At 64.2% G+C, this 20,652-nt stretch carries 18 protein-coding genes; 6 read left to right on the forward strand and 12 right to left on the reverse strand.

Features of this window, described 5'->3' with window-relative positions; genetic code table 11:
• The first annotated feature begins 80 nt into the window (after positions 1-80).
• From AB6804_RS26140 to AB6804_RS26155, 4 genes are all read left to right on the forward strand, one after another.
• Positions 81-839, forward strand: coding sequence for a hypothetical protein (locus AB6804_RS26140; RefSeq protein ID WP_370888908.1), 759 nt, complete (start codon positions 81-83; stop codon positions 837-839).
• Between the two features lie 109 nt (positions 840-948).
• Positions 949-1,206, forward strand: coding sequence for a PAAR domain-containing protein (locus AB6804_RS26145; protein ID WP_370888909.1), 258 nt, complete (start codon positions 949-951; stop codon positions 1,204-1,206).
• Positions 1,207-1,259: 53 nt separating this feature from the next.
• The gene (gene tssG, locus AB6804_RS26150) at positions 1,260-2,321 is read left to right on the forward strand and encodes a type VI secretion system baseplate subunit TssG (RefSeq protein WP_370888910.1); all 1,062 of its coding nucleotides are present in this window, start codon (positions 1,260-1,262) and stop codon (positions 2,319-2,321) included.
• 274 nt (positions 2,322-2,595) lie between these two features.
• Positions 2,596-3,507 carry a LysR family transcriptional regulator gene (locus AB6804_RS26155; protein ID WP_370888911.1) on the forward strand — a complete coding sequence of 304 codons (912 nt, stop codon included), beginning with the start codon at positions 2,596-2,598 and terminating at the stop codon, positions 3,505-3,507.
• Positions 3,508-3,511: 4 nt separating this feature from the next.
• On the opposite strand, the gene mdcH is transcribed toward AB6804_RS26155, so the two are convergent.
• From mdcH to mdcA, 9 genes are read right to left on the reverse strand one after another with little or no spacing between them, the layout of a single operon-like run.
• The gene (gene mdcH / locus AB6804_RS26160; RefSeq protein ID WP_370888912.1) at positions 3,512-4,450 is read right to left on the reverse strand and encodes a malonate decarboxylase subunit epsilon; all 939 of its coding nucleotides are present in this window, start codon (positions 4,448-4,450) and stop codon (positions 3,512-3,514) included.
• Positions 4,447-5,109 carry a malonate decarboxylase holo-ACP synthase gene (locus AB6804_RS26165; RefSeq protein ID WP_370888913.1) on the reverse strand — a complete coding sequence of 221 codons (663 nt, stop codon included), beginning with the start codon at positions 5,107-5,109 and terminating at the stop codon, positions 4,447-4,449. Before AB6804_RS26165 ends, mdcH begins: the two co-directional genes overlap by 4 nt.
• An 18-nt stretch (positions 5,110-5,127) precedes the next feature.
• Complete coding sequence (gene madM / locus AB6804_RS26170; protein WP_370888914.1) at positions 5,128-5,895, reverse strand: malonate transporter subunit MadM; 768 nt, start codon at positions 5,893-5,895, stop codon at positions 5,128-5,130.
• Positions 5,896-5,909: 14 nt separating this feature from the next.
• Positions 5,910-6,305 carry a malonate transporter subunit MadL gene (gene madL / locus AB6804_RS26175; RefSeq protein ID WP_035966631.1) on the reverse strand — a complete coding sequence of 132 codons (396 nt, stop codon included), beginning with the start codon at positions 6,303-6,305 and terminating at the stop codon, positions 5,910-5,912.
• Between the two features lie 59 nt (positions 6,306-6,364).
• Positions 6,365-7,180: a biotin-independent malonate decarboxylase subunit gamma gene (gene mdcE, locus AB6804_RS26180; protein ID WP_370888915.1), complete on the reverse strand. Its 816-nt coding sequence runs from the start codon at positions 7,178-7,180 to the stop codon at positions 6,365-6,367.
• Complete coding sequence (locus tag AB6804_RS26185; protein WP_370888916.1) at positions 7,177-8,028, reverse strand: biotin-independent malonate decarboxylase subunit beta; 852 nt, start codon at positions 8,026-8,028, stop codon at positions 7,177-7,179. The genes mdcE and AB6804_RS26185 overlap by 4 nt, the downstream gene beginning before the upstream one ends.
• Positions 8,029-8,031: 3 nt before the next feature.
• On the reverse strand, positions 8,032-8,340 hold the full coding sequence (locus AB6804_RS26190; protein ID WP_370888917.1) for a malonate decarboxylase subunit delta: 309 nt from the start codon (positions 8,338-8,340) through the stop codon (positions 8,032-8,034).
• An 8-nt stretch (positions 8,341-8,348) separates the two neighbouring features.
• Positions 8,349-9,239, reverse strand: a complete 891-nt coding sequence (locus tag AB6804_RS26195) for a triphosphoribosyl-dephospho-CoA synthase (RefSeq protein WP_370888918.1) — start codon at positions 9,237-9,239, stop codon at positions 8,349-8,351.
• Complete coding sequence (gene mdcA / locus AB6804_RS26200) at positions 9,239-10,900, reverse strand: malonate decarboxylase subunit alpha (protein WP_370888919.1); 1,662 nt, start codon at positions 10,898-10,900, stop codon at positions 9,239-9,241. The genes AB6804_RS26195 and mdcA overlap by 1 nt, the downstream gene beginning before the upstream one ends.
• A gap of 316 nt (positions 10,901-11,216) precedes the next feature.
• On the opposite strand from mdcA, the gene AB6804_RS26205 reads away from it, so the two are divergent.
• Positions 11,217-13,028 (forward strand): ShlB/FhaC/HecB family hemolysin secretion/activation protein, encoded by a 1,812-nt coding sequence (locus AB6804_RS26205; RefSeq protein ID WP_370888920.1) that lies wholly within the window; start codon positions 11,217-11,219, stop codon positions 13,026-13,028.
• A 19-nt stretch (positions 13,029-13,047) separates the two neighbouring features.
• Here AB6804_RS26205 and AB6804_RS26210 read toward each other — a convergent pair whose 3' ends face one another.
• The 3 genes from AB6804_RS26210 to AB6804_RS26220 form a co-directional block, all read right to left on the reverse strand.
• Positions 13,048-15,291 carry a filamentous hemagglutinin N-terminal domain-containing protein gene (locus AB6804_RS26210; RefSeq protein WP_370888921.1) on the reverse strand — a complete coding sequence of 748 codons (2,244 nt, stop codon included), beginning with the start codon at positions 15,289-15,291 and terminating at the stop codon, positions 13,048-13,050.
• A 501-nt stretch (positions 15,292-15,792) separates the two neighbouring features.
• Positions 15,793-17,754, reverse strand: a complete 1,962-nt coding sequence (locus AB6804_RS26215) for a PhoX family phosphatase (protein WP_370888922.1) — start codon at positions 17,752-17,754, stop codon at positions 15,793-15,795.
• A 157-nt stretch (positions 17,755-17,911) separates the two neighbouring features.
• Complete coding sequence (locus AB6804_RS26220) at positions 17,912-18,688, reverse strand: hypothetical protein (RefSeq protein WP_370888949.1); 777 nt, start codon at positions 18,686-18,688, stop codon at positions 17,912-17,914.
• A gap of 173 nt (positions 18,689-18,861) precedes the next feature.
• Here AB6804_RS26220 and AB6804_RS26225 point away from each other — a divergent pair, with 173 nt between their 5' ends.
• Positions 18,862-20,637 (forward strand): hybrid sensor histidine kinase/response regulator, encoded by a 1,776-nt coding sequence (locus tag AB6804_RS26225; RefSeq protein WP_370888923.1) that lies wholly within the window; start codon positions 18,862-18,864, stop codon positions 20,635-20,637.
• Positions 20,638-20,652: the final 15 nt, after the last annotated feature.

Here is a 20,652-nt window from a genome sequence, read left to right on the forward strand (position 1 = left end):
TGCTGATACTGAGTTCTTTCGTGCATCGCAACACCTTATACGAAACGGGTGTTGCACTTCAGATTTGAGGCTGCCCATATTTGCCGTTCACACAAGCCGAAGAGAAGTACGCGTATGTCGGTGTAGCTAAGGTGGAGCAGACTGCCGATTCACCAGCTTTGTTTTTCCCATCGAACCCAGCGTTTTCGGGATTTGTGTCGATCAGGCAAAACGAATTTCTCTATCGGAACGATTTCGGTGATACGACGTGCAAGCTTGCGATTGATAAGCAAGGCCCGTTTAGCTTCGACATTATCGCTGCAAAGACGTTTGGAACGCCTGATAAGTTAGAGCAGTTCCTATCAAAAAAATTCAGAGCGGCGTACAGCGATTTGTCATCTTCAATTCTGCTCGGTGATAGCCCGTCAGCGGACTGTCGTGCATTTCGATATTCGAAGATATATCAATCGAAAGATGCTGTCATCGTTTGGGGTGGGGACTGGATGTACATGTTCCGATCCTACGCTACTCCACCGAGGGATGCGACTCAAGCTCTGAATTGCTTGAAAGCGACATCTGCGCTTGACCGTAGCGTCTGTGCGAATTCTCATCTCGTCGAGCTTGATGCGTCGGTCAATCTCGGTTTTGTGGAAATGCAAGACATTTATTCGAAGGAGATCTCATACGAAGATCCAGTCCGACTGGAACAGATCCAATGGATACGGAACGTGCGCAACAAATGCGCGAACGTCGAATGCCTTGAGAAGGTTTACCGAGACGGGGTCGACTTCTTCAAGAAAAAGGTTTCGTCCAGATATCCGTCGTATCCCATGCAAGAGAAGGACCCTCAGTACGATTAGCCACGGTCGAGAGTCCGGCCATTTCGTACAGTATGTGGGCCAACACGTCAGCAAGCGGGAAGCCGACTCTCGGGTTCCTATAAATCTTTCGTATCACGAGGCTTGAGCCATGAGAAGCATCGATATCGTTCGCCTGGATGATTGCACTGATCACGGCGGTAAAGTGATCACTGCATCGGAGACCATGAACTTTAGAGGTCGAAAGGTTGCCCGTAAGGGCGATAAGGTCAGTTGCCCATTGCATCCGGAGGTTGATCCTAACGTGATCATCGATGGCGATGAGAAGATACGTGACCGCGGTGTACCGGTTGCTCGCCACGGGCACCGGGCGACGTGCGGATGCAGCCTGATTTCAAGCGTCGAATGAGATTTTCGATGGCATTGCAGTCTGCTGAATACAGGTGAGCCATGGAGGGGACATTGCCCACTACGATCGTCGCCGAGCAACTTGTCGAGCGTTTGCGAGACGCGCCGTGGCGCTATGGTTTCTTAGCGCTTATGCGACGGATAAGCGCGAACCCGGCTGGCACTGCGGTAGGTGCAGCTCAGTTGCCGAATGCGGAGGCTTTTAGCCTAGGCCAGAAGCCAAGTCTGATTTTCGCTCCGAGCGAGGTAGCGGAGGCGCAACTCAGAAATGGAAAACTGCACATTCGGCTTTATGGTCTTGGCATGCTCGGTCCGAATGGGCCACTTCCCATTCACGTAACGGAGATCGCCCGCGAGCGAGAGGAGCAGCGGGGCGACCGGACGTTAAGCAGCTTTCTTGACATCTTTCAGCATCGCTCGCTCACTTTGCTCTACCGTGCGTGGGCGTCCGCGCAGTCGACTGGCAGTCTCGATCGGCCCGAGGAAGATATTTTTTCCGGCTATGCCTCCAGTTTGTCGGGACATCTTCAGAGGAAGGACCGGGTCTCGTCTTTTCCCGAACACGCGCGCCTGTCGGCGACGCCACATCTGGTGAGTGAATCGCGCGATCCGCAAGCGCTTGTCCACGCAGTGGCTCACCATTTCGGCGTGCCTGTAATGATCGATGAATTCACCAGCAGTTGGGTGACATTGCCGTCAGAACGTCACTGCCGCTTGGGTCAGCTGGGCGTGTCAGCGAGTATGGGCGCAGGGGCGATTCTGGGTGAGCAAGTGCTCGATCGACGCCATCGCTTCTGCATGGTGATCGGACCGCTGAATCTGATGCACTATCAGGGTTTCACCCCGCGCGGAGCCGATTTGTTGCGGCTGGTCGAATTAGTCCGCATCTACCTCGGTTTGGAGTTCGAGTGGTTGTTGGAACTGCAAATCGAGCCGCAAAGCGTTCCTAGCGCCGCGCTTGGCGCCGCCGAACAGTTGGGTTGGTCGAGTTGGCTAGGTCAGCCATCCGCGGACGCGCCGATCGTGGGCATGCGCTTCGAACCGGAGCGATATATGCGGCAGTTGCGGAAGGACGCACTCGAGCGTGAAAGCCAACGCGGTGGCATGGCGATGTAAAGCGCAGCGGCGAAGCAGTGCCATCTTGCGCTTGGCGCGGATCGCTCAAACGACCTTCGCGGAATAGTCTGGAATGCGCTATCTGCCGTCATCAATTGTTCGCTGCGTCCATAGCATGCATTTCCGGTCATAAGCTTCGGCGTCGTTCCAGCGACGTGTGGCAATCGTAGAAGCTTCGCCACAAACAACCGAATCCCCCGATTTCTGTACCATGTGCGGATTAACGTTGCGTCTTGCTTTCTCGCCTGCTAGCCATTCCGCTCCCGCCACCCCCATGCCCCGAATCGACGACGAAATCACCTTCCGCAAGCTCGAAGTCCTGCTCGCTTTCATGGAGACCGGCAATCTCGCGAAGGCGGCCGAGGCGCTGAACGTGAGCACGGTCAGCGTGCATCGCGCGTTGCATTCGCTCGAGCAGGGCGTGCGGTGCGCGCTCTTTCGTCATGAGGGCCGCAATCTCAAATCGACCGAAGCCGCCCAAATGCTCGCCGATGTCGCGCAGGAAGTCATCACGCTGATGACCGACGGCATCCGCGCGACGCGTGAAGCCGCCGGCTATTCCTCCGACCGGCTGAAAATCGGCTCGCTCTATTCGCTGACCATCCGCACGGTGCCGGGCATCGTCGTCGATATCAAGGTGCGCAGGCCGACGCTGCAAGTCGAACTCGTGCTCGGGTCCAATGAATTGCTGATCGACAAACTCAAGCGCAGCGAAATCGACGCCGCCTTGATGGCCCTGCCCGATGCCGAGCCGGAAGTCGAATCCATCCCGCTCTTCGAAGACGACATCTTCTTCGCCGCGCCCGCCAATTCGCCCTACGCCAACCAGGAAGCCGTCGATTTGCGCGACTGCCGCGAAGAAAACTTCGTCTCGCTCGGCGAAGGCTTCGCGACCTATCACGGCTTCGTCGAGGCGTTTCGCGTCGCGGGCTTTGAGCCGAATGTCACCGTGCGAACCGGCGACATCTTCTCGCTGATGAACCTCGTGAGCGGCGGCGTCGGATACACGCTGCTGCCCGGACGCGTTCGCGGCGTCTTCGGCGACAAGGTGCAATTCATCCCGCTCAAGCCGCAATATCTGATGCGGCAGACCATCGGCGTCAGCTTCCTGCGCGCGCGGGAACGCGACCCGAACCTGCTCGCGCTGATGGCCGTCTGCCGCTTGCGCACGCGCAACATCGATTGACGCTTCAAGGCTGGTCTTGCGCGCGCTCCCTGTCGATGAGCGCGCCCACATCCTCCAGCGATGTCTCGCTGCAACTCACCGCGATGCCCTGCGCGAACACATCGCTGGCAAGGCGCGTCAACACGTTCGCGGGCGGCATCTCGACGGCCAGTCGCGCGCCGCGCTCCCACGCGAGTCTCATCGTGTCGTGCCAGCGCACCTGCCGCGCCATGTTGCCGGCCAGATCGGCAGCGATGCGCCCGCCATCGAAAAGCGGCCGCGCTGCGCTACTGCTGAGGTACACGATGCGCGGCGCGCGCACATCGACCGATCCGAACGCATCGGCGAGCGTGGCGGCGGGCGCATCCAGCAAGGCGGAATGCGACGGCACCGCGACATCCAGACGCTCGCAGCGTTGCGCGCCGTGTTCGGTTGCGATGACCGCGAGACGATGCATCGCGGCATCGCTGCCGGCGACGACCATCTGCGTCGGCGTATTGATGTTCGCTAGGAAGACCGGCTCCGCGTCGCCGTTCACTTGCGCGATCAGCGGTTCGAGCGCGCGCTGGGTCAGGCCGACGATCGCCGTCATCCCGAATCCGCGCGGATACGCATCCTCCATCAGATGGCCGCGCAACGCGACGAGCCTGAGCGCGTCGGCATAAGGGAGCGCACCGGCCGTCACCGCGGCGGGATACGCGCCGATCGACAGTCCGGACACCATATCGGGTTCGTGACCCTGAGCCTGAATCACCCGCGCCTGCGCGACGCCCGCGATCAGCAGGCAAAGCTGCACGGACACGGTGGAGCGCAGCGCGGTGGCGTCGTCGAGCGTGCGCGCATCGTAGCCGAGCGTATCGCTTGCTTCTTCGAGCGTGCGCGCTGCTTCGGAATGGCCCGGCAACGCGTGCAGCATGCCGGCGCGTTGCGAGCCCTGACCGGGGAACGTAAAGAGCACGCTCATGATGCGCGCGCCGCCCACGGGTCCGCGACGAGCAACGGGCCGCGCCCCGTCTTCAGCATCACGCGCCCCGATTGCCCGGCCCACTCCGCCAGCGCGAAGCCGCCGTGGCCCGTGTCCACCTGCATGTCGATGCGTGCGGGCGCGGCCTGCAATAGCGACAGCAGCGACTGCAGCAGCGCGTGCGCACCATCACGCGGCAGCGGCCGATCGGCACGGAGCAGCAGATCGAGGTCGCTGTCCTGCCTCAAGGTGCTTACGCCGCTCGCCAGCGCGAAGCCGACGCTGCCCGTTACGCCCCACGTCAACTGCAACGCGTCGAGTTCGGGCGCGATGAAGGCAAGCGCGCGCATGCAGGGCAAATTCGCGAGCGCATCGTCTGCAGCAAGCCATCCGCGCGACTCGGCGAGCGCTTCAGGCGTCACGCATCGCACGATGCGCTCGACATTCACGAAGGCCGCGCACCGCTCGTTGCGCGCGCGCCCGCGCAGACCGATCGGCACGACGCCGCGCTCGACCGTCTCGCGCCGCACGACGGCCGGCGCAATCGACAGCCACTCGCTCGTGGCCCACGCAGGCATCGCCGATACGGACACGATGTCCTCCGGGTCTTCGATCCACACGAGGTCGTGCGGGCGGGGCGCTTCACGATCGATCGACACAACGAGTCTCCCGGCGCCTCACGCGCCCATCAGCGCTTTGGTCGCGAAGAACAGCAGCGACGGTCCGAGCAGGCAGCCCACGCCCGTATGGAACGTCGCGATCAGCGCGCCATAAGGCACGAGCCGGCGATCCGTCGCAGCCAGTCCCGCGCTCACGCCGCTCACTGTGCCGGCCAGCCCGCCGAAGATCATCGCGGAGCGGGGCGTGCGCAGGCCCATGAAGCCGGCGGCGAGCGGCGTGCCGATCATCACGATGATCGCCTTGATGAGGCCCGTCGCGATGCTGAGCGCGATCACGTCCGAACTCGCCCCGATCGCCGCGCCCGTCACCGGACCGACGATATACGTGACCGCGCCCGCGCCGATCGTCGTCATGCTGACGGCGTCGGTGTAGCCGAACGCGTGCGCAATGCTCGCGCCCACGATGAACGGCAGCACCGTCCCGAGCAGCAGCGACACGACGCCGATCATCCCGGCCTTGCGCGCTTCGGTCGCCTGCACTTCGAAAGCGGTCGCGACGATGGCGAAGTCTCGCAGCATCGCGCCGCCCATCAGGCCGACGCCCGCGAACAGCGGCAGATCGGCGAGTCCTTTCTGACCGGCCGTGAAAGCGCCGCCCAGGTAAGCGAGCACGAGGCCGATCACGATGGCGATCGCCGAGCCATGCACGCGCCCGAACGTCAGCTTCTTCGAGATCACCGACGACACCCACATGATGAGCCCGACCAGCGCGAACGCGGTGACGAGGCCGTTTTGTATCAGAACCTTATCGATCATTTGGAACATGGCAGTCTCCGCGTTCAGATTTCTTCGAGCTTCGGGGCATTGGCGAACGACGTGCTGTCGCGGCCCGTGCGTGAAAGTACGGCGATGCAGCCCGCGCACGCGATGACCGCGCCGAGTGCCGACAACAGCGCGACCGGCCCGCCCTTGAGCGCGGCGACGACGTTCTGATTGGCCGCCATCGCGACGACGACCGGGATGTACATCGCGCCCCAGAAGCCGACGCCCGCTTCGGTTTCCTTCGGCAACCAGCCTTTCTTGTGCAGATAGAGCCGCAGGAAGATGAGCAGCAGCATCGCGATGCCGACGCCGCCCACGTTTGTTTTAACGCCTATTGCGGTGCCGAGCAGATCGCCCAGAAAGAGTCCCGCCAGATGGCAGAACGCGAGCAATGCAGTTCCATAGATGATCATTACCGTCTCCTGAGATGTGCGGGTTGGCTTCTGACGAGCCGATGTTCAAGGGCGAAGCGTTAGCGCCATGCCTCGCGCAGCTTGCGGCGAACCGTGGCCGAAGCCGCGCGATGCGGGCTGCCGAGCCGGCTTTCCAGTCCGCGCGACGAATCGGCGCGAATGTCGTCGAGGGCGGCTTTCAACGCGGTTTCGACCATCGACTGATCGGCGGCGGCGGGGGCATCGGCGTTGGCGGGCGAAAGCAGCTTCCACAGCAAGCCGAGCGAGGCGAAGTTGTCGATGTCATAGGCCATCGGCGGCACGTGCGCGGTGAAGGCTTCGAGATCGGCGACGGTGCGCAGCGTCACGCGTGCGGCGGATTCCTTGCCCATCGCGTGAACCATCACTTGCGGGTCGGCGAGCGCGATCAGCCGGTTCGCCTGATAGCCGTGCGCGAGAAACGCACCGGACATCGCGCGGCCGACGATCAGCCCGATCACCGGATGCCCGGCGAGGCGCGCGCTTGCGTAGGCATCGGCGGCGGCGGCGAGCGCCTGATGAATGCCGTACGCTTCCTCGCGACGCCCGTACGCCTGGCTCGCGACATCAATGACGGCGACGATCGCGCGCTTGGTATCGCGCTTCGCGTCCGCATCGATGACTTCACGCACCGCGCGCGCGAGTTCCCATCCTTCGATCAGGCCCACTTCGCCGTTGCGTGCGCGCGGGAACGGGTTGTCCGGGTCCGGCACCACCGCGATGAAACGCGCCGGATCATCGCCGATGCGCGCATCCGCCACCCGCACCGACGGCGGAAAGTCCGGCTGCAACGGCGCGCTGTAGGTCAGCGCGTCGAGCCAGACCGCGCCGCGTTTCGAAAGCTCTCGTGTGCTCATGATTCGAATCCCTTGCCATAGATGGCGGCTGCCTGTTGCGGCGTGGCTTGCGCCGTCGTATCGATTTCGGAGAGCCGCTTGAGGAAGCCGGCCACGCGTTCGCTGCGGCAGGCTTCGGGGCGTCCGGCGCGCAACAGGTCGATGACGGCGGCGCGGATCGCATCGGCGTCGTCGGCGGTGAAGACGTCGATCAGTCCGGTGCGATGCCGCTGCTCGCAACCGGTGAAGCTCCAGATCATCGGACGGTCGCGCGAATCGAATTCGGCGATGCCCGCTTCCTGCTCGATCACGGCCGGCCCGTTGAGCCCGAGCCGCGCTTCCCGCGTGCCGATCAGATAGCTGCACAGCCCCGCCGCGATCGACATGCCGCCGTAGCATCCGATAGGTCCCGCCGTGATGCCGATCACCGGCTGATAGCGCCGCAAATCGACGATGGCCGCGTGAATATCCGCGATGCCCGCGAGTCCGAGATTGGCTTCCTGCAAGCGCACGCCGCCCGTCTCGAAGAGAATCACGGCCCGCGTCGGGATGCCGTTGCGGTTGTCTTCGGCGGCGAGTTCGAGGCTGCCCGCGATCTTCGCCGCCGACACCTCGCCCATGCTGCCGCCCTGAAAGCCGCCGTCGATGCCGAGCACCACGGAGGGCTGACCGTCGATGGTTCCCTTCGCGACGACCGCGCCGTCATCCGACTGCGTGACGATGTTCTGCCGCGCCAGCCACGGCGACGTGACGCGCTCGAACGGATCGAGCAGTTCGGTGAACGTGCCTTCATCGAGCAGCTTTTTCGCGCGGCTGCGTGCATCGAGTTCGATGAAGCTCTGGCGTTCGAGCAATTGCTGTGCGTCCATGATTCATGCTCCGCCGTTGGATTTCAGTTGTTCGAACACTTGCCCGATGCGCAGTTGCACGACACCGGGCGTCGCGCCCGCATCGTTGATTTCGAGCTTGGCGGCGGGCAGCGAGCCGTCGCCGAAGATGCGTTCGAGCACGGCTTCCCACAGGCGGCCCTTGCCATCGACGGACGTCGCGATCTTCACCACCGTGCGATGCGCGGTGTTCGCTTCGAGCAGGACTTCGAGGTCTCCCGACGCGACCACGCCCACCAGCGCGCGGCCTTGCGCGGGCTGTCCCGCCGGGAATTCGAGGACGATGTTTTCCATATGCGTTCCTAAGTGTTCGGCGATTCGATTGCTTCGCCTTGAAGCCGGTCGAGAAAGAGCGCGGCGGCGAGCAGATCGGCGGCGCCGCCAGGCGATACGTGAAGTTCGACGAGACGCCGGTCGAGCGCACGAAGATGACGGCGTCCCGCGAGCGTGGCGGCGCCGCCTTCGTCGAGCACGCGCTGCGCGCCGTCCTGCATCTCGGCGAGCGCCGCGCGTTTGCCGCGTGCGAGCACGCAGGTATCGTCGAGGCTCGCCATGATCGCGAGCAGTGCGTTGAGACGCGCCGACGTTTCGCTGTCGCCGCGCGAACGCGACCGCGCGAGTTCCGGCAGCGCGACGTGCACGACGTGCGGAAAGCCCGCCTGCGCCTGTCCGCGTGCGCCGCCGACGTCGTAGTCGATGCACGCCTGTTCGCCCTTGTTGCCCGTGCGAATGGGCGCGTGACGATCCTGAATGCGCGCGATGGATCCGGCTAGCGCGGCGACCGCCTCAGGCGCAACGTTCGACGGCTCGCGTGCGGCGGCGGTCACGAGCAGCCCGAGCGCCCAGATCGCGCCGCGATGCGTGTTGACGCCGCCGGTTGCATCGAGCATGCGCGCTTCGCCGTCACGCCCGATTGCGCCGATGCGTTCGCGCAGCGCGAGCATCGATCCGATGTCGATGCCCGCGCGCGCCATCTCGACGAACGCCGGCTGCAACGCCAGCGCCGATACGCACATGAGCGTCCAGTCGAGATCGTGATGCGCGCCACGGCTGCGGATATCGACGAGGCCGGGCTTCGGGGCGAGCGTCACCTCGTCGATCAGCGCTTCGACAACGTAGGAGGCGAGGCGATCGGCGCGTTCCGGCGAAGGGCGCAGCGGCCGCGCGGCGCGGATGGCAAGTTCATCGCGCATCACCAGCTCCGGAAGCGCGCGGGCGGGTCGTACAGCCCGTCGGACCAGTCGACGAGATCGGCCATGCTTTTGGCGGCGAGCAGCGAGCGGCTCGCTTCACTGCGATGAATGCCGAGGTCTTCGGGCAGCGCGACGAAGCCGTCGCGGCGCAGCGCCGGGAGCTTGCTCTTGTCGCTTCTAAGACCGATCGGCGTGACGCCGGACACCGCCGCGATCATCTCCTTGCGATGCTCCAGCGAGCGCGCCTTGTACAGATACGCGATGCCTTCCTCGGTCAGCACGTGCGTGACGTCGTCGCCGTAGATCATCACGGGCGCGAGCGCCATGCCCGATTCGCGGCCCACATCGACGGCATCGATCGATTCGACGATGGTCGGCTGCCCGCCTGCCTGGAACGTCTCGACCATCTGCACGACGAGCTTGCGGCCGCGTTCGAGCGGGCTGTCCGTTTGCAGCAGATCGAGCCACGCGGGCGTCGCATGACGGCGGCCGTGCGGATCGTGGCCCATGTTCGGCGCACCGCCGAAGCCGGTGAGCCGCCCGTGCGTGACCGTCGACGAATTGCCTTCGCCGTCCATCTGCAGCGTCGAGCCGATGAACATGTCCACCGCGTATTGCCCGGCGAGCTGGCACATCGTGCGGTTCGAACGCATGGACCCGTCGCGGCCGGTGAAGAAGATGTCGGGCCGCGCGGCGACATAGGCTTCCATGCCGAGTTCGCCGCCGAAGCAGTGGACGCTGTCGACCCAGCCGGTCTCGATGGCGGGGATGAGCGTCGGATGCGGATTGAGCGTCCAGTGGCGGCAGATCTTGCCCTTGAGCCCGAGCTTTTCGCCGTAGGTCGGCAGGATCAGTTCGATCGCGGCCGTGTTGAAGCCGATGCCGTGATTGAGCGACTGCACCTGATGCTTTTCGTAGATGCCGCGAATGGCCATCATCGCCATCAAGACCTGCATCGGCGTGATGAGGCGCGGGTCGCGCGTGAAGAGCGGCTCGATGAAGAACGGCTTGTCCGACTGCACGACGAAGTCGATCCACGAACCGGGGATATCGACACGCGGCAGGTCTTTCGGATCGTCGACGATTTCGTTGACCTGCGCGATCACGATGCCGTCGCGAAACGCGGCTGCTTCGACGAGCGAGGGCGTGTCTTCGGTGCTGGGGCCGGTGTAGAGATTGCCCTGGCGATCGGCCTTGTAGCCGGCGCACAGCACGACGTTCGGCGTCAGATCGACGTAGAGCCGCGCGTACAGTTCGATGTAGGTGTGGATCGCGCCGACTTCGAGGATGCCGTCCTGCAGGAACTGCGAGATGCGCAGGCTTTGCGCGCCGGCGTAGGCGAAGTCGAGCTTTCGGGCGATGCCGCGCTCGAAGAGATCGAGGTGCTCGGCGCGGCTTACGCTGGGAATGATGAGGTGCAGGTCGTGGACGATGCCGGCATCGACTTTCGCGAGCGAGCGCGAGAGGAAATCCGCCTGCTTCTGGTTGTTGCCTTCGACGACGACGCGATCGCCGGGAGCGACGAGCGCCTGCAATACGTCGACGATGCGGTCGGTGGGCAGCACCATACCGTCCGCGATCGATGCGACGCGCGCGAGCCGGCGATGCTTGTCCGCCCGGCGCGTGGCCCAGCGGGACGGGGTTTGAGTTTGGTCGGACATGGATGCTCTCGCTGAGGACATGAGACGAGTCTAGAGAGCAGGAAATGCCGGTTCAATCACCTTGGGTATGCGATCGTTATCCGGAGGGTAATGATTGTTTTCGCCGCGGCCTGGCGGCCAGACGGGCCGGGGGCGGACCGGGAAAGGAGGGTTTTCCCTCGGGATGAGGCGGCGGGGTGCGGCCAGCCCGCCCAACCCCGCTTCTAGCGCCCATCCCGTTTCCCCCTTAACATCGCTGACTGCGCACCCGCGCCGCTGCTTCGACCCAAAGCACGCCGATTCGATCGTCGAGCGTGCCCGACCTCATTGGAGCCAGATGCGCAATCCGTTCACGCTATATCGCGCTCGCATTTTCGCGGGCGTTCGTCATCCCGCACCGCCGCGCCGGCTGGCACGCCTCGGCCTCGCGACGCTGCTGCTCTCCAGTGCACTGGCTCACGCGCAGGCTTATCGCGATGTCAGTCCCACGCCGCCGCCCGCCGCCCCTCGTCCTTCCGCGCCGCCCCCGCCGCCCGAGCCGCAAAGCGGATCGCCGGAAGTCGCGGTGGCGACGCTTCGCGGACTGATCATCGAGGCGTCGGCGTCAGGGGCGTCGCCGCCGACGACCGCCGTCGCGCGCGCAGGCGACGGACGCATCGTCGCGCGTGGCCTCGCACCGCTCGACGACGCGTTCCTGCAAGGCTTCGCCGCCGACCTCGATCGCCCGCTCACGTTCGCGCGGCTCGCCGAGATACGCCGGGCAGTGGTCGCGCAATATCGCGAAGCCGGGCTGCCGCTCGTCGATGTCTACGTGCCCGAGCAGGACGTCACGGACGGCGTCGTGCGTATCGCGGTGGCGAGTTATCGGCTGGGCCGCGTGATTCCGCGCGGCAATCGCTACTTCTCGGACACGCTCCTCACCGGCGACATGCCGCTCACCGCCGGCGATGCGGTCCGCGAATCGGACGTCGCCACCGGGCTTGCGCTGCTCAACGCGAATCCCTACCGCGCGGTCGATGTGATCTACGCCCCCGGCGAGGCCGACGGCACCACCGACGTGATCCTCCAGACCGCCGACCGCTTCCCGATGCGCGTCTCGGCCGGCTACGACAACGCGGGCGTGCCGCAGCTCGGCCGCGACCGGTTCTTCGCGGGCATCGACTACGGCAATCTCTTCGGGCTGGATCAGCAGATCGCCTATCAGGTCACCGCCAGCAACGACGCGCTGAGCGGCAATCCGGATATCGAAGGGCGCCCGAACCGTCCGCGCTTCGTCGCGCACGCGTTGAATTATTCGGCGCCGCTGCCGTGGCACGATCGCATCGAACTGTTCGGCGTCTATGCCCAGAGCACGCCGCGCCTGCCCGATAGCTACGGGCAGACCGGCATTTCGGCTCAAGCCAGCATCCGCTATGACTGGCGGCTCACGCCGTTCTCGGGCTGGCAGCAACAGGCGCAGTTCGGTTACGACTACAAGCGGTCGAACAACAATCTGGAGTTCGGCGGGTTTCAGGTGTTTAACTCGAACACGCATATTCATCAGTTCCTGCTCGCGTACGAACTGAGCCGCAGCGATACCGCGGGTCAGACGCGCGCCAACGCGACGGTCGTGCTCAGTCCCGGCCGGCTCGATGCCGACAATCGCGACGCCGCGTTCGAAAGCGCGCGGCATGGCGCGACGCCGCGCTACATGTACGCGCAGCTATCGGCGCAGCGCGATCTTGCGCTGGGCGGCGGATTCATCGCATCGGGACGGGCGATGCTGCAATGGACGCCCGACACCCTGTTGCCGAGCGAAGAGATGGGACTGGGCGGCGACGGCAGCGTGCGCGGTTACTTGCCCTATGTCGTGCAGGGCGATCGCGGCTGGAACGTGCAGACGGAGGTACGCACGCCGCCGTGGAGCATCGGCACGAGCGGCGTCGCGATCCAACCTTTCGTGTTCGTCGATGCGGGCCGCGTGTGGAATCGCATCGATCAGCCGACGGAGCCGAACAACGGATCGCTCGTCGGCATCGGCGGCGGCTTCCGCTTTCAGGTCAGCCGCTTCATCAACGTGCGCGGAACCTTCGGCTTTCCGCTGCACGCCGCCGTGCCCGCCGGTTCCAAAGCCCCGGTCGGGATGCTGTACATCGTGCTCGGCTCGTGACGGTGCGTGTCACATCGCGCTATTTGGTCACTTGCCACTGCAAGACCGGATGCGACACGCCTTCGATGAACGTCCACGTTCCGCCCGGCGCGAAGTTCCACGTAGGCGCGAAGCTCGACGCCATGCCCATTTGCGCGGTCGTGAGCCCGTTCGCGGCGGGGATCGGCGTGCCGGTGGCCGCGCCGACGCTTTGGCCCGACACTTCGCGATCCCAGTACACGTCCTTGGCGATGTTGCCCACGTTCGTCGACGTAATGCCGCCGACGTATCCGGGCGGCAAGCCGGGCGAGGGCACCGCCGCGAACGATTCCTCGATCCTGCCCGAGTTGTAGTCAGTCAGCCCGCCGTCGGTCACGCCGCCCGCGCTCGCGGTCGAATACGACTGCCTGATGATGCCGGTCGTGCCGTTCCCCGCGGCGATGCCGCCTACGTGCGCGTGCGTGCCGCCGCCGTAGTCTCCGGCCGACCACGATTGCACGATCAGCCCGGAGTTCGACAGCGCGATGCCGCCCATCGAGCCTTGCGCATACATCGACACGTTGCTCGTGGCGCGCGAAATCGTCCCCGAGTTCTCGCCGACGACGCCGCCGATCGCGCCCGCGCCGATCTCCTCGGTGCTCATCTCGCCTGAAACGTGCACGTTGGCGATCAACCCGGCGTTGCTGCCCGCGAGCAGTCCTGCAAGCGTGGCCCACGGCGACGCATACGCATTCGTCAGAGTGACATTGCGCACGATGCCCGATGCCCCGATCGTGGCGAACATGCCGAGCGGAGGCGAGCCGGAGTCGGGCGTCGTGCTGAACGAGATGCCGTCGATGGTGTGTCCGAAGCCGTCGAACTGGCCGGTGAAGCCGGTCGTGGCGTTGAGGGCGATCGGCGTGAACGAACCGGTCGCGGACAAGTCCTTGCCCAGCGCGTAGTTCCCGCTCAGGTTCTGCGAGATGTTCTCGAGTTCAGCGACCGAATTGACGAGCTGATACGCCGTCACTTGCGTCTTCAGGCCGCTGAACGGCGCGGCGCTCCATGACGCGTTGCTGCGCAAGGTGCCGGGCGTGAACGCGCCGTTGTAATCATAGAACGCTGCAACGACACCCGTGCTCTGCGACCAGTCAATGGTTCCCGCGTTGGTCACGCTGCCGTTGTTGTCGACGCTTTTTGCATCGGCGCGCAGGTACAGATTGCCCGCGCCGCTGTTGGAGATCGTCGTGATCGGTCCGAGCAGAATCGAATGCCCGGCGGCGAGCACGAGCGATGCATTGCCGGTCCATCGCAGTGTCGACAGCATGTTGATGTCGTTGTCGGCATTCACTCTCACCGACGTGCCGTTCGACAGGCTTTGCGACAGCGCCGCCGCGTTGTGAGGCCCGGCGTTCAGCTCGCTCACGCCGATGTTCCACTTCGCGGCGGTCACCGTGGTGTCTTCGAGTTCCGTGGTTTTCGCGAGGGTATCGACGATGCCGCCCGTGCCGTCGCTGTTCTTTGCGCTGATCCTTTCGTGCTGTTGCACGTCGCCCTCACGCGCGACGAGCCATACGTGGCCATCGCGAGTGGCGGTGCCGGTTGCGCGCAGTCCCGCGTGGCGGCCTGCGAGCGCATAGACGTTTCCGTCGGCGGCTTCGAGATGAATTTGTGCGGCGCGGATAAAGCCTTTGTTCACGACATCGCCGTGCGTGCCCGGCTGCACGAAGACCTGCGTGCCGCTCGCGGAATCCTTGAGCAATACCTGGTTGCCGGTGACGAGTTCGGCCGTCCCGTTGGGCGCGCCGATATAACCTGCGTTCTCGGTGTGAGCGAGCGAGATGAGCAACACGTCGCCGCCTGTCGAACTGATCTTGCCCAGATTGACGACTGAAGCGTTGCTCGTGCCGGAGAAGGTCAGCGGTCCGCCCGCCATGAATGCGTCGTTGGGCGTATCGAGCGTGGCGGCGACGAAGCGGCCGCCGGTCGTCACGATGCCGCCTCGTCCGATCACGACGCCTTGCGGATTGATGAGATAAAAGCTGCCGGTGGTGTTGAGCGCGCCGTCGATGGCGGAGGCGGTCGGCCCGGTGACGCGCGAGAGCGTGGCGCCGGAGCCGTTGTTGACGTTGACGCTGTTGCCCGCGCCGATGGAGAAGCTGTTCCAGTCGATGACTCCGCGCGCCGTGCCCTGGGTGATGTTCACCTGGTTAGCGGTGGAGGTGATGCTGCCTGAGCCTGCGACGAACTGGCCGTTTTGCGGCAGCGGCCCGGCGGCGAAGGCGACTGGCAGTGAGACGCCCATTAAGAAAACGATCGCGGCTGGTTTTACCAGCCAGCCGTGAACAGACGACCCATTGCGCATGACGCCTCCCGTTGCGTGGCACACCGAATCGGTGAAGTATCCAGAATATAACCCGAACGGATAAATTCAATGAGGAGTAAGAGGAGGGAAGGGCGAATGGTCGGTCGAGCGCAGTGGGATGGAAGTCGCGCAGATTACGCAAGCACGATGGTCTGCTGATGAATGCGTTGTCGATCGACGCATTCGTCGGACACTTGCAGCAATGGGGTAGACGCTAACAGGACTCTGCGTCGAAACAAGCTGGCGTCTTGTTGCGGCCTGTGGTTTGCTAACGAGCCTGCTTTAGCGTCTGGGCACCTCAATTTGCGCAGGCGTAATTCGGCGTGAAGCAGCATGGCGAAGCGTGCGTGCAAGGCGCTGCAGGGCTTGAAAAAACGCCAGGATGAACATGGCCGGGCGCCGGACTTCGGACACCCGCCAAGCCCATCTGAACTGCAGAACCTACCCCAACCGAATCGAACTCGCGTCCGCCGTCAAATACCCCACCGCCGCGCCATACCGGTCCTTATAGTTCGCGCGCACCAGCGGATCGAGCGTCGCCTGCACCTTGGCGTGGACGCTGCCCCAATCACCCGCGTGCTGGAAGTTGCTCATGATGTAGGTCCAGCCATTGATCTCGTCGACGGCATGCAGCCCCGTCGATTCCGCGCCCGCCGGAGCCGAGAGAATGCGTGACAGCGTCTTCGTATCGACGTTATACGCCCACAGGAAGTTGTTGACGTGCATGCTGCTGTCCTCGCCGATAAACAGCGTGCGCAGCTTCTCCGAAAACTTGATGTTGTCGGGATTGGCGATCTTCTCCGGATTGGCCGTATTGCCGAGCGCATCGGCGGCCATGTCCTCGCCGACGAGCGCAGCCGGCGCGCTCATATCCACCGGCACCCATTCGCTGTCGATCGCCGCGCCCGTCAGATCGCGCTGGCCGCTCTTCATGTTCAGCGCATACACGGCGCCCGAGTTGATCGCGCGGTCGACGGCGATATCCACGTTATGCGCATTGCCCTTGACCATCGACGATACGATCTGCGACATCGCCGTGTACAGCACCTTGTCCTTCGCGTTGACCGTCGTGCCTTCGAGCTTCGTGAAGCCGAGACTCGCGCCGCGCAGCGCCGCATACCGATGCGTTTCCAGAAACGCCGCCGCCTTCTCCATGCCCGGCTTGATGCGAATCCAGTTGTACTTGCCGCTGTAATGGATGCGCGTGTAGCTCGCATCGCTCGGCGGATTCTTCTCGTCGGTGACGATGTCCATGATGTCGGCGATCGTCAGCGTGTTGGCGAGCGCCTCGATCTCATCGCTCGTGGCGTGGCCGAGATTGAGCCACGTCAGCGTCGCCGAGCCCGCGCCCGCCGATGAAGTCTGCGTCCACTTCGCCACGTACAGCGTGCCGGCCGAGAGGTCCGCTTGCTTGTCCGCGACGAACATGAAGAGGCCGCCGTTCGTGGCGTCGTCGCCCATCAGCACGGTGCGCTTGTCGGGCATCACCTGAATCAGTTCGTGCGAGATGCGTCCAAGACAGTAGTGCTTCTTGATGGTGCCCGTGCCGTCCGGATGAACCGTCACTTCGGGAAGGTGACCATAGTGATACGCGCGGGCCTTCGCTGCATCGCCGTAAAGATTCTGGCTGTAGGCCTTGAACTGCGTGTTGGTCGCGAGCGTGGCCGCATCCGGCTCGTACTCTTCGCTCGACAAGTGCGTGTTCCAGGGCGACAGGCTCGCCCCGCACGTGATCCACAAACCGTTGGCCTTCGATGTATCGACGTTCGCGTAGCTCACGAGCGAGAGCTTGCCCGTCGACGGGTCCTGATCGAGCGTCAGCACGGCGATCGGCGACGGCAGCCTGCCGTACATGTCCTCGCTCGCACGGTCGCGCGTGGCGTATTCGAACTGCACGACCGCGAACACCGCGTTGCCCTTGACGCCCTTGACCGTCGGGTTGTCGAGCCGGATGAGCGACGTCCCGTCCGGGCAATCCGAGAAAAACTGGCGCTCGCTGCCCGCCACCGAACGGTCGATGATCGGCTGATTGCCGATGTCGAAGTATCCGCCCGCGACGATGCTGCCGCCCGCCGTATTCGGCACCACGTCGCCCGTGACGAAGAACGGCTGATACGCGAGCTTGTAGCTGCGCGTGCTGCTATCGGCGGAGCTGGCCGTCATCGTCGATGCGACCGTGGTCGTCGCCATCGCATTCGGATTCGCAAGCGACGGCGCGGCCATGCTGCCGAACGAAGCCGTCGTGAACGCGGCGGCCGCTGCCGGCGCCGGCGTGGCCGTGGTGACATCGCTGCCGCCACACGCGGCGAGCAGCGACGTGGATGCGAGGCCGAGCGGCAGCATCGGTGCGCCAGCAAGAATCTTCAGGGCTTTGCGGCGGGAGAGGTCGTGGGGCTGCGCCATGTGCGGATTCAGTTCCTTGTTGTGGGTTGTCCCCGGCGAATCGAGTTCGTGTCCGCGAGCCTGCGCGACTCGCGGATGCCGGATGACGCAACACTGTAGGAAATGAATGTGAAATGCGTTTGACAGCGCGTTGTAATTTTTTCCCGGCGTCTCTCCGTTACTCCATCCCAGGACCGGACTCGACAGCGAGCAGGTTCAGCACGATGAAGATCGCCGGCTGATTGTCGACGCTGATCGCGATGCCCAGCGTCGCGCTGATCCATCGGCCGATCTTCGTGGCCGCGAAGTCGTCGCTTTGCGCTGACTTCCTGACCGTGACGCCGAGCTTCACCGCGCGATAGTGATACGACGGAATATGATGCCGCGCCGCGACGCCCGACAGTCCGCCCTTGCCGCCCGACGACCATCCGAGCGTGCCGGCCAGCACGAGCCGCTCGTACTTGTCGAGGCCATCGACGAAATCGCGCGCAAGCAGCCGCACGCGCGCCTCGCTCAGCCCGTATTGCACGAGCACCGATTCGACCGGATCGGCGACCGCATGCGCATGCTCGTCGACTTGCTGGCCGATGCCGTCCAGTTCGATCGACACGTCGCGCTGATAACTCGCGCTGCGCAGGCAATCGATCAGGAAGCGCCTGAAATAGGCGCATACGGCGTAGCGGGTGGATGGCGCGCTCTGTTCGCCCGAATGCGATTCCGTGTGCCCCGGTTCGAGCCTCAACACCTTCGAATAGATGAACTGCGCGATCAGCTCTTCCTTGTCTTCTCTCAGCGACTGCAATTCGGGCGGATGGTAGCTGCGCAACGCGCTTTTCACGAGCGTATAGATGGAAACCATTTCGTCGTGCGACAGATGCGTTCTGCGCCGCCAGAGCGCGGCCAACGTCGATACAGGACCGGCGTCCGCCGCGGCGTTCATCGTCAAGGTATCCATCATGTCCCCCCATATCGGTGGCTACGCGAGGAGTATGGTTTTTTCGTACCGATCGTCCAATATGGATTAAGTGATAGCCGTCGCCTAAACCCTCGGGTAAACCGGTCGAGCACGGAGACTTCCGCCGCTTGCCGCCGTTACCGAGCGTTGCGCCGCGACAAGGGGATGAGAGCATGCATGGCGATCGTGAGCAGAAAGAGATCGATACCGATCTCGCGAATACGCTGTACGCCGCGGATCCCGTTGCCTTCGTCGCACACGGCTGCGCACTCGTCCTTCTGAGTGCCATCTACTTACCCCGCGAAGTCGACAGGCGAATCGCCCTTGTCTGCATGTCTGTCTATGGCATCGCGGACCTCGCGGCGCTGTGCCTGTGGGCATGGCGCCGTCATCGTCCGTTCGCGCTCGATGCGCGTGAGTGGGTCCGCCTGCATGCGCTCGGAAACGCCGTCCTTTATGGTGGACCCGGTCTGTCGATATGGTTGGCATCGCAGATTGATTCCAGCGATGCCGTCGCCGTTCATATCGTCCTGATCGTGGCGCTGGCCGGGCTTGCCTATGCGTCGAACTTCCTGTGCTCGATGAACCTGTGCGCAGCTGTCGTGGCGCTGATGACGCCGGCCATCGCCATGCATCTCGTGCAGCCCGCGCATGGCCCTGTGACGACGGGCCTGCTGCTCGCGGCGTTCGGCGTCGCGCTGTGCCTCGTGGCGGCGCAGTACCGGCGGCGTCATCGGTGCATCGTTGCGGCGCTCGTCGACCAGCAAAGGCTCGCCGAAACCATCACGCGCCAGAAGTGCCTGATCGAAGACGCGAGCCGCGCGAAGACCCGCTTCTTCGCCGCCGCAAGTCACGACCTGAGGCAGCCGCTTCATGCAATCGGCCTGCTCGCACAAGCGCTGTGCGAGCGCGGCGCGAAGCCCGAGGAGCGCGATGAAACCGCCCGCAACATCATCGCCAATGTCGAGGCGTTGAATCACCTTTTCAATCAGGTGCTCGATCTGGCGCGCATCGAGAGCGGCGTCACGCAGGTCATTCCGCAGCACTTCCACTTGTCGGAACTGCTCGCGCGCATCGACAAGCAGTTCCGTCCTGCCGCCGCGGCGAAAGGGCTGGCGTTCCGCATCGCGCCGACCGCGTGTATCGCGAAGACCGACCCCGTGCTGCTCGAACGCATCCTGATCAATCTCGTATCCAACGCAGTGCGTTACACGGAGCGAGGCGCGATCTGGATCGGCGTGCGGCATGGCAACGATCCCGAGCGCTGCCATATCGAAGTGCGCGACTCGGGCATCGGCATTGCGCCGCACGAACACGAACTGGTATTCGAAGAGTTCTATCAGGTGCCGCTGCCGCAGCATGCGATGCGGCAGGGCCACGGGCTCGGCCTGTCGACGGTGCGCCGCCTGATTCGGCTGCTCGGCGACGAACTCACGCTGCGCTCCGACCTCGGACGCGGCACCACCGTGCGCGTTCCCGTGAAACTGGGCGAAGCGAGCCTGATCACCGCGAGCCTGACTGCGCCGCCTTCCGTGGGCGCGCTGATCGAAGGCCGCCATATCCTGTGCGTCGACGACGATCCCGCCAATCTCGATGCCCTCAGCACGTTGCTCACGCGCTGGGGCTGCATCGTGCGCGGCTGCCGCGACGAACTCTCGGCGGTACGCGCAATCGCCGAGGGCTTCGTGCCGGACGCGTTCTTATGCGACTACCAGATCGGCCGCCAGCAGACGGGCGTCGATGCGATCAGCGCGGTGCGCGAAACGCTGCGGCGGCGCGGTCACAATCAGCTTGCGTGCGTGATGATCACCGGCGACATGGCGTCGCCCGAACTGTCCGCGCTCGCCGCCGATGGCGTGCCGGTCCTGCGCAAGCCGGTGACGCCGACGCGCCTGCGCCGCACGCTCGATCTGCTGCTGCAGGAAAGCGGCCAGGACGAGGCGGCGTGACGGCGCGTGGCGTCG

This window comes from Caballeronia sp. RCC_10 (genome assembly GCF_041360715.1).
In the GTDB taxonomy this organism is placed as follows: domain Bacteria; phylum Pseudomonadota; class Gammaproteobacteria; order Burkholderiales; family Burkholderiaceae; genus Caballeronia; species Caballeronia grimmiae.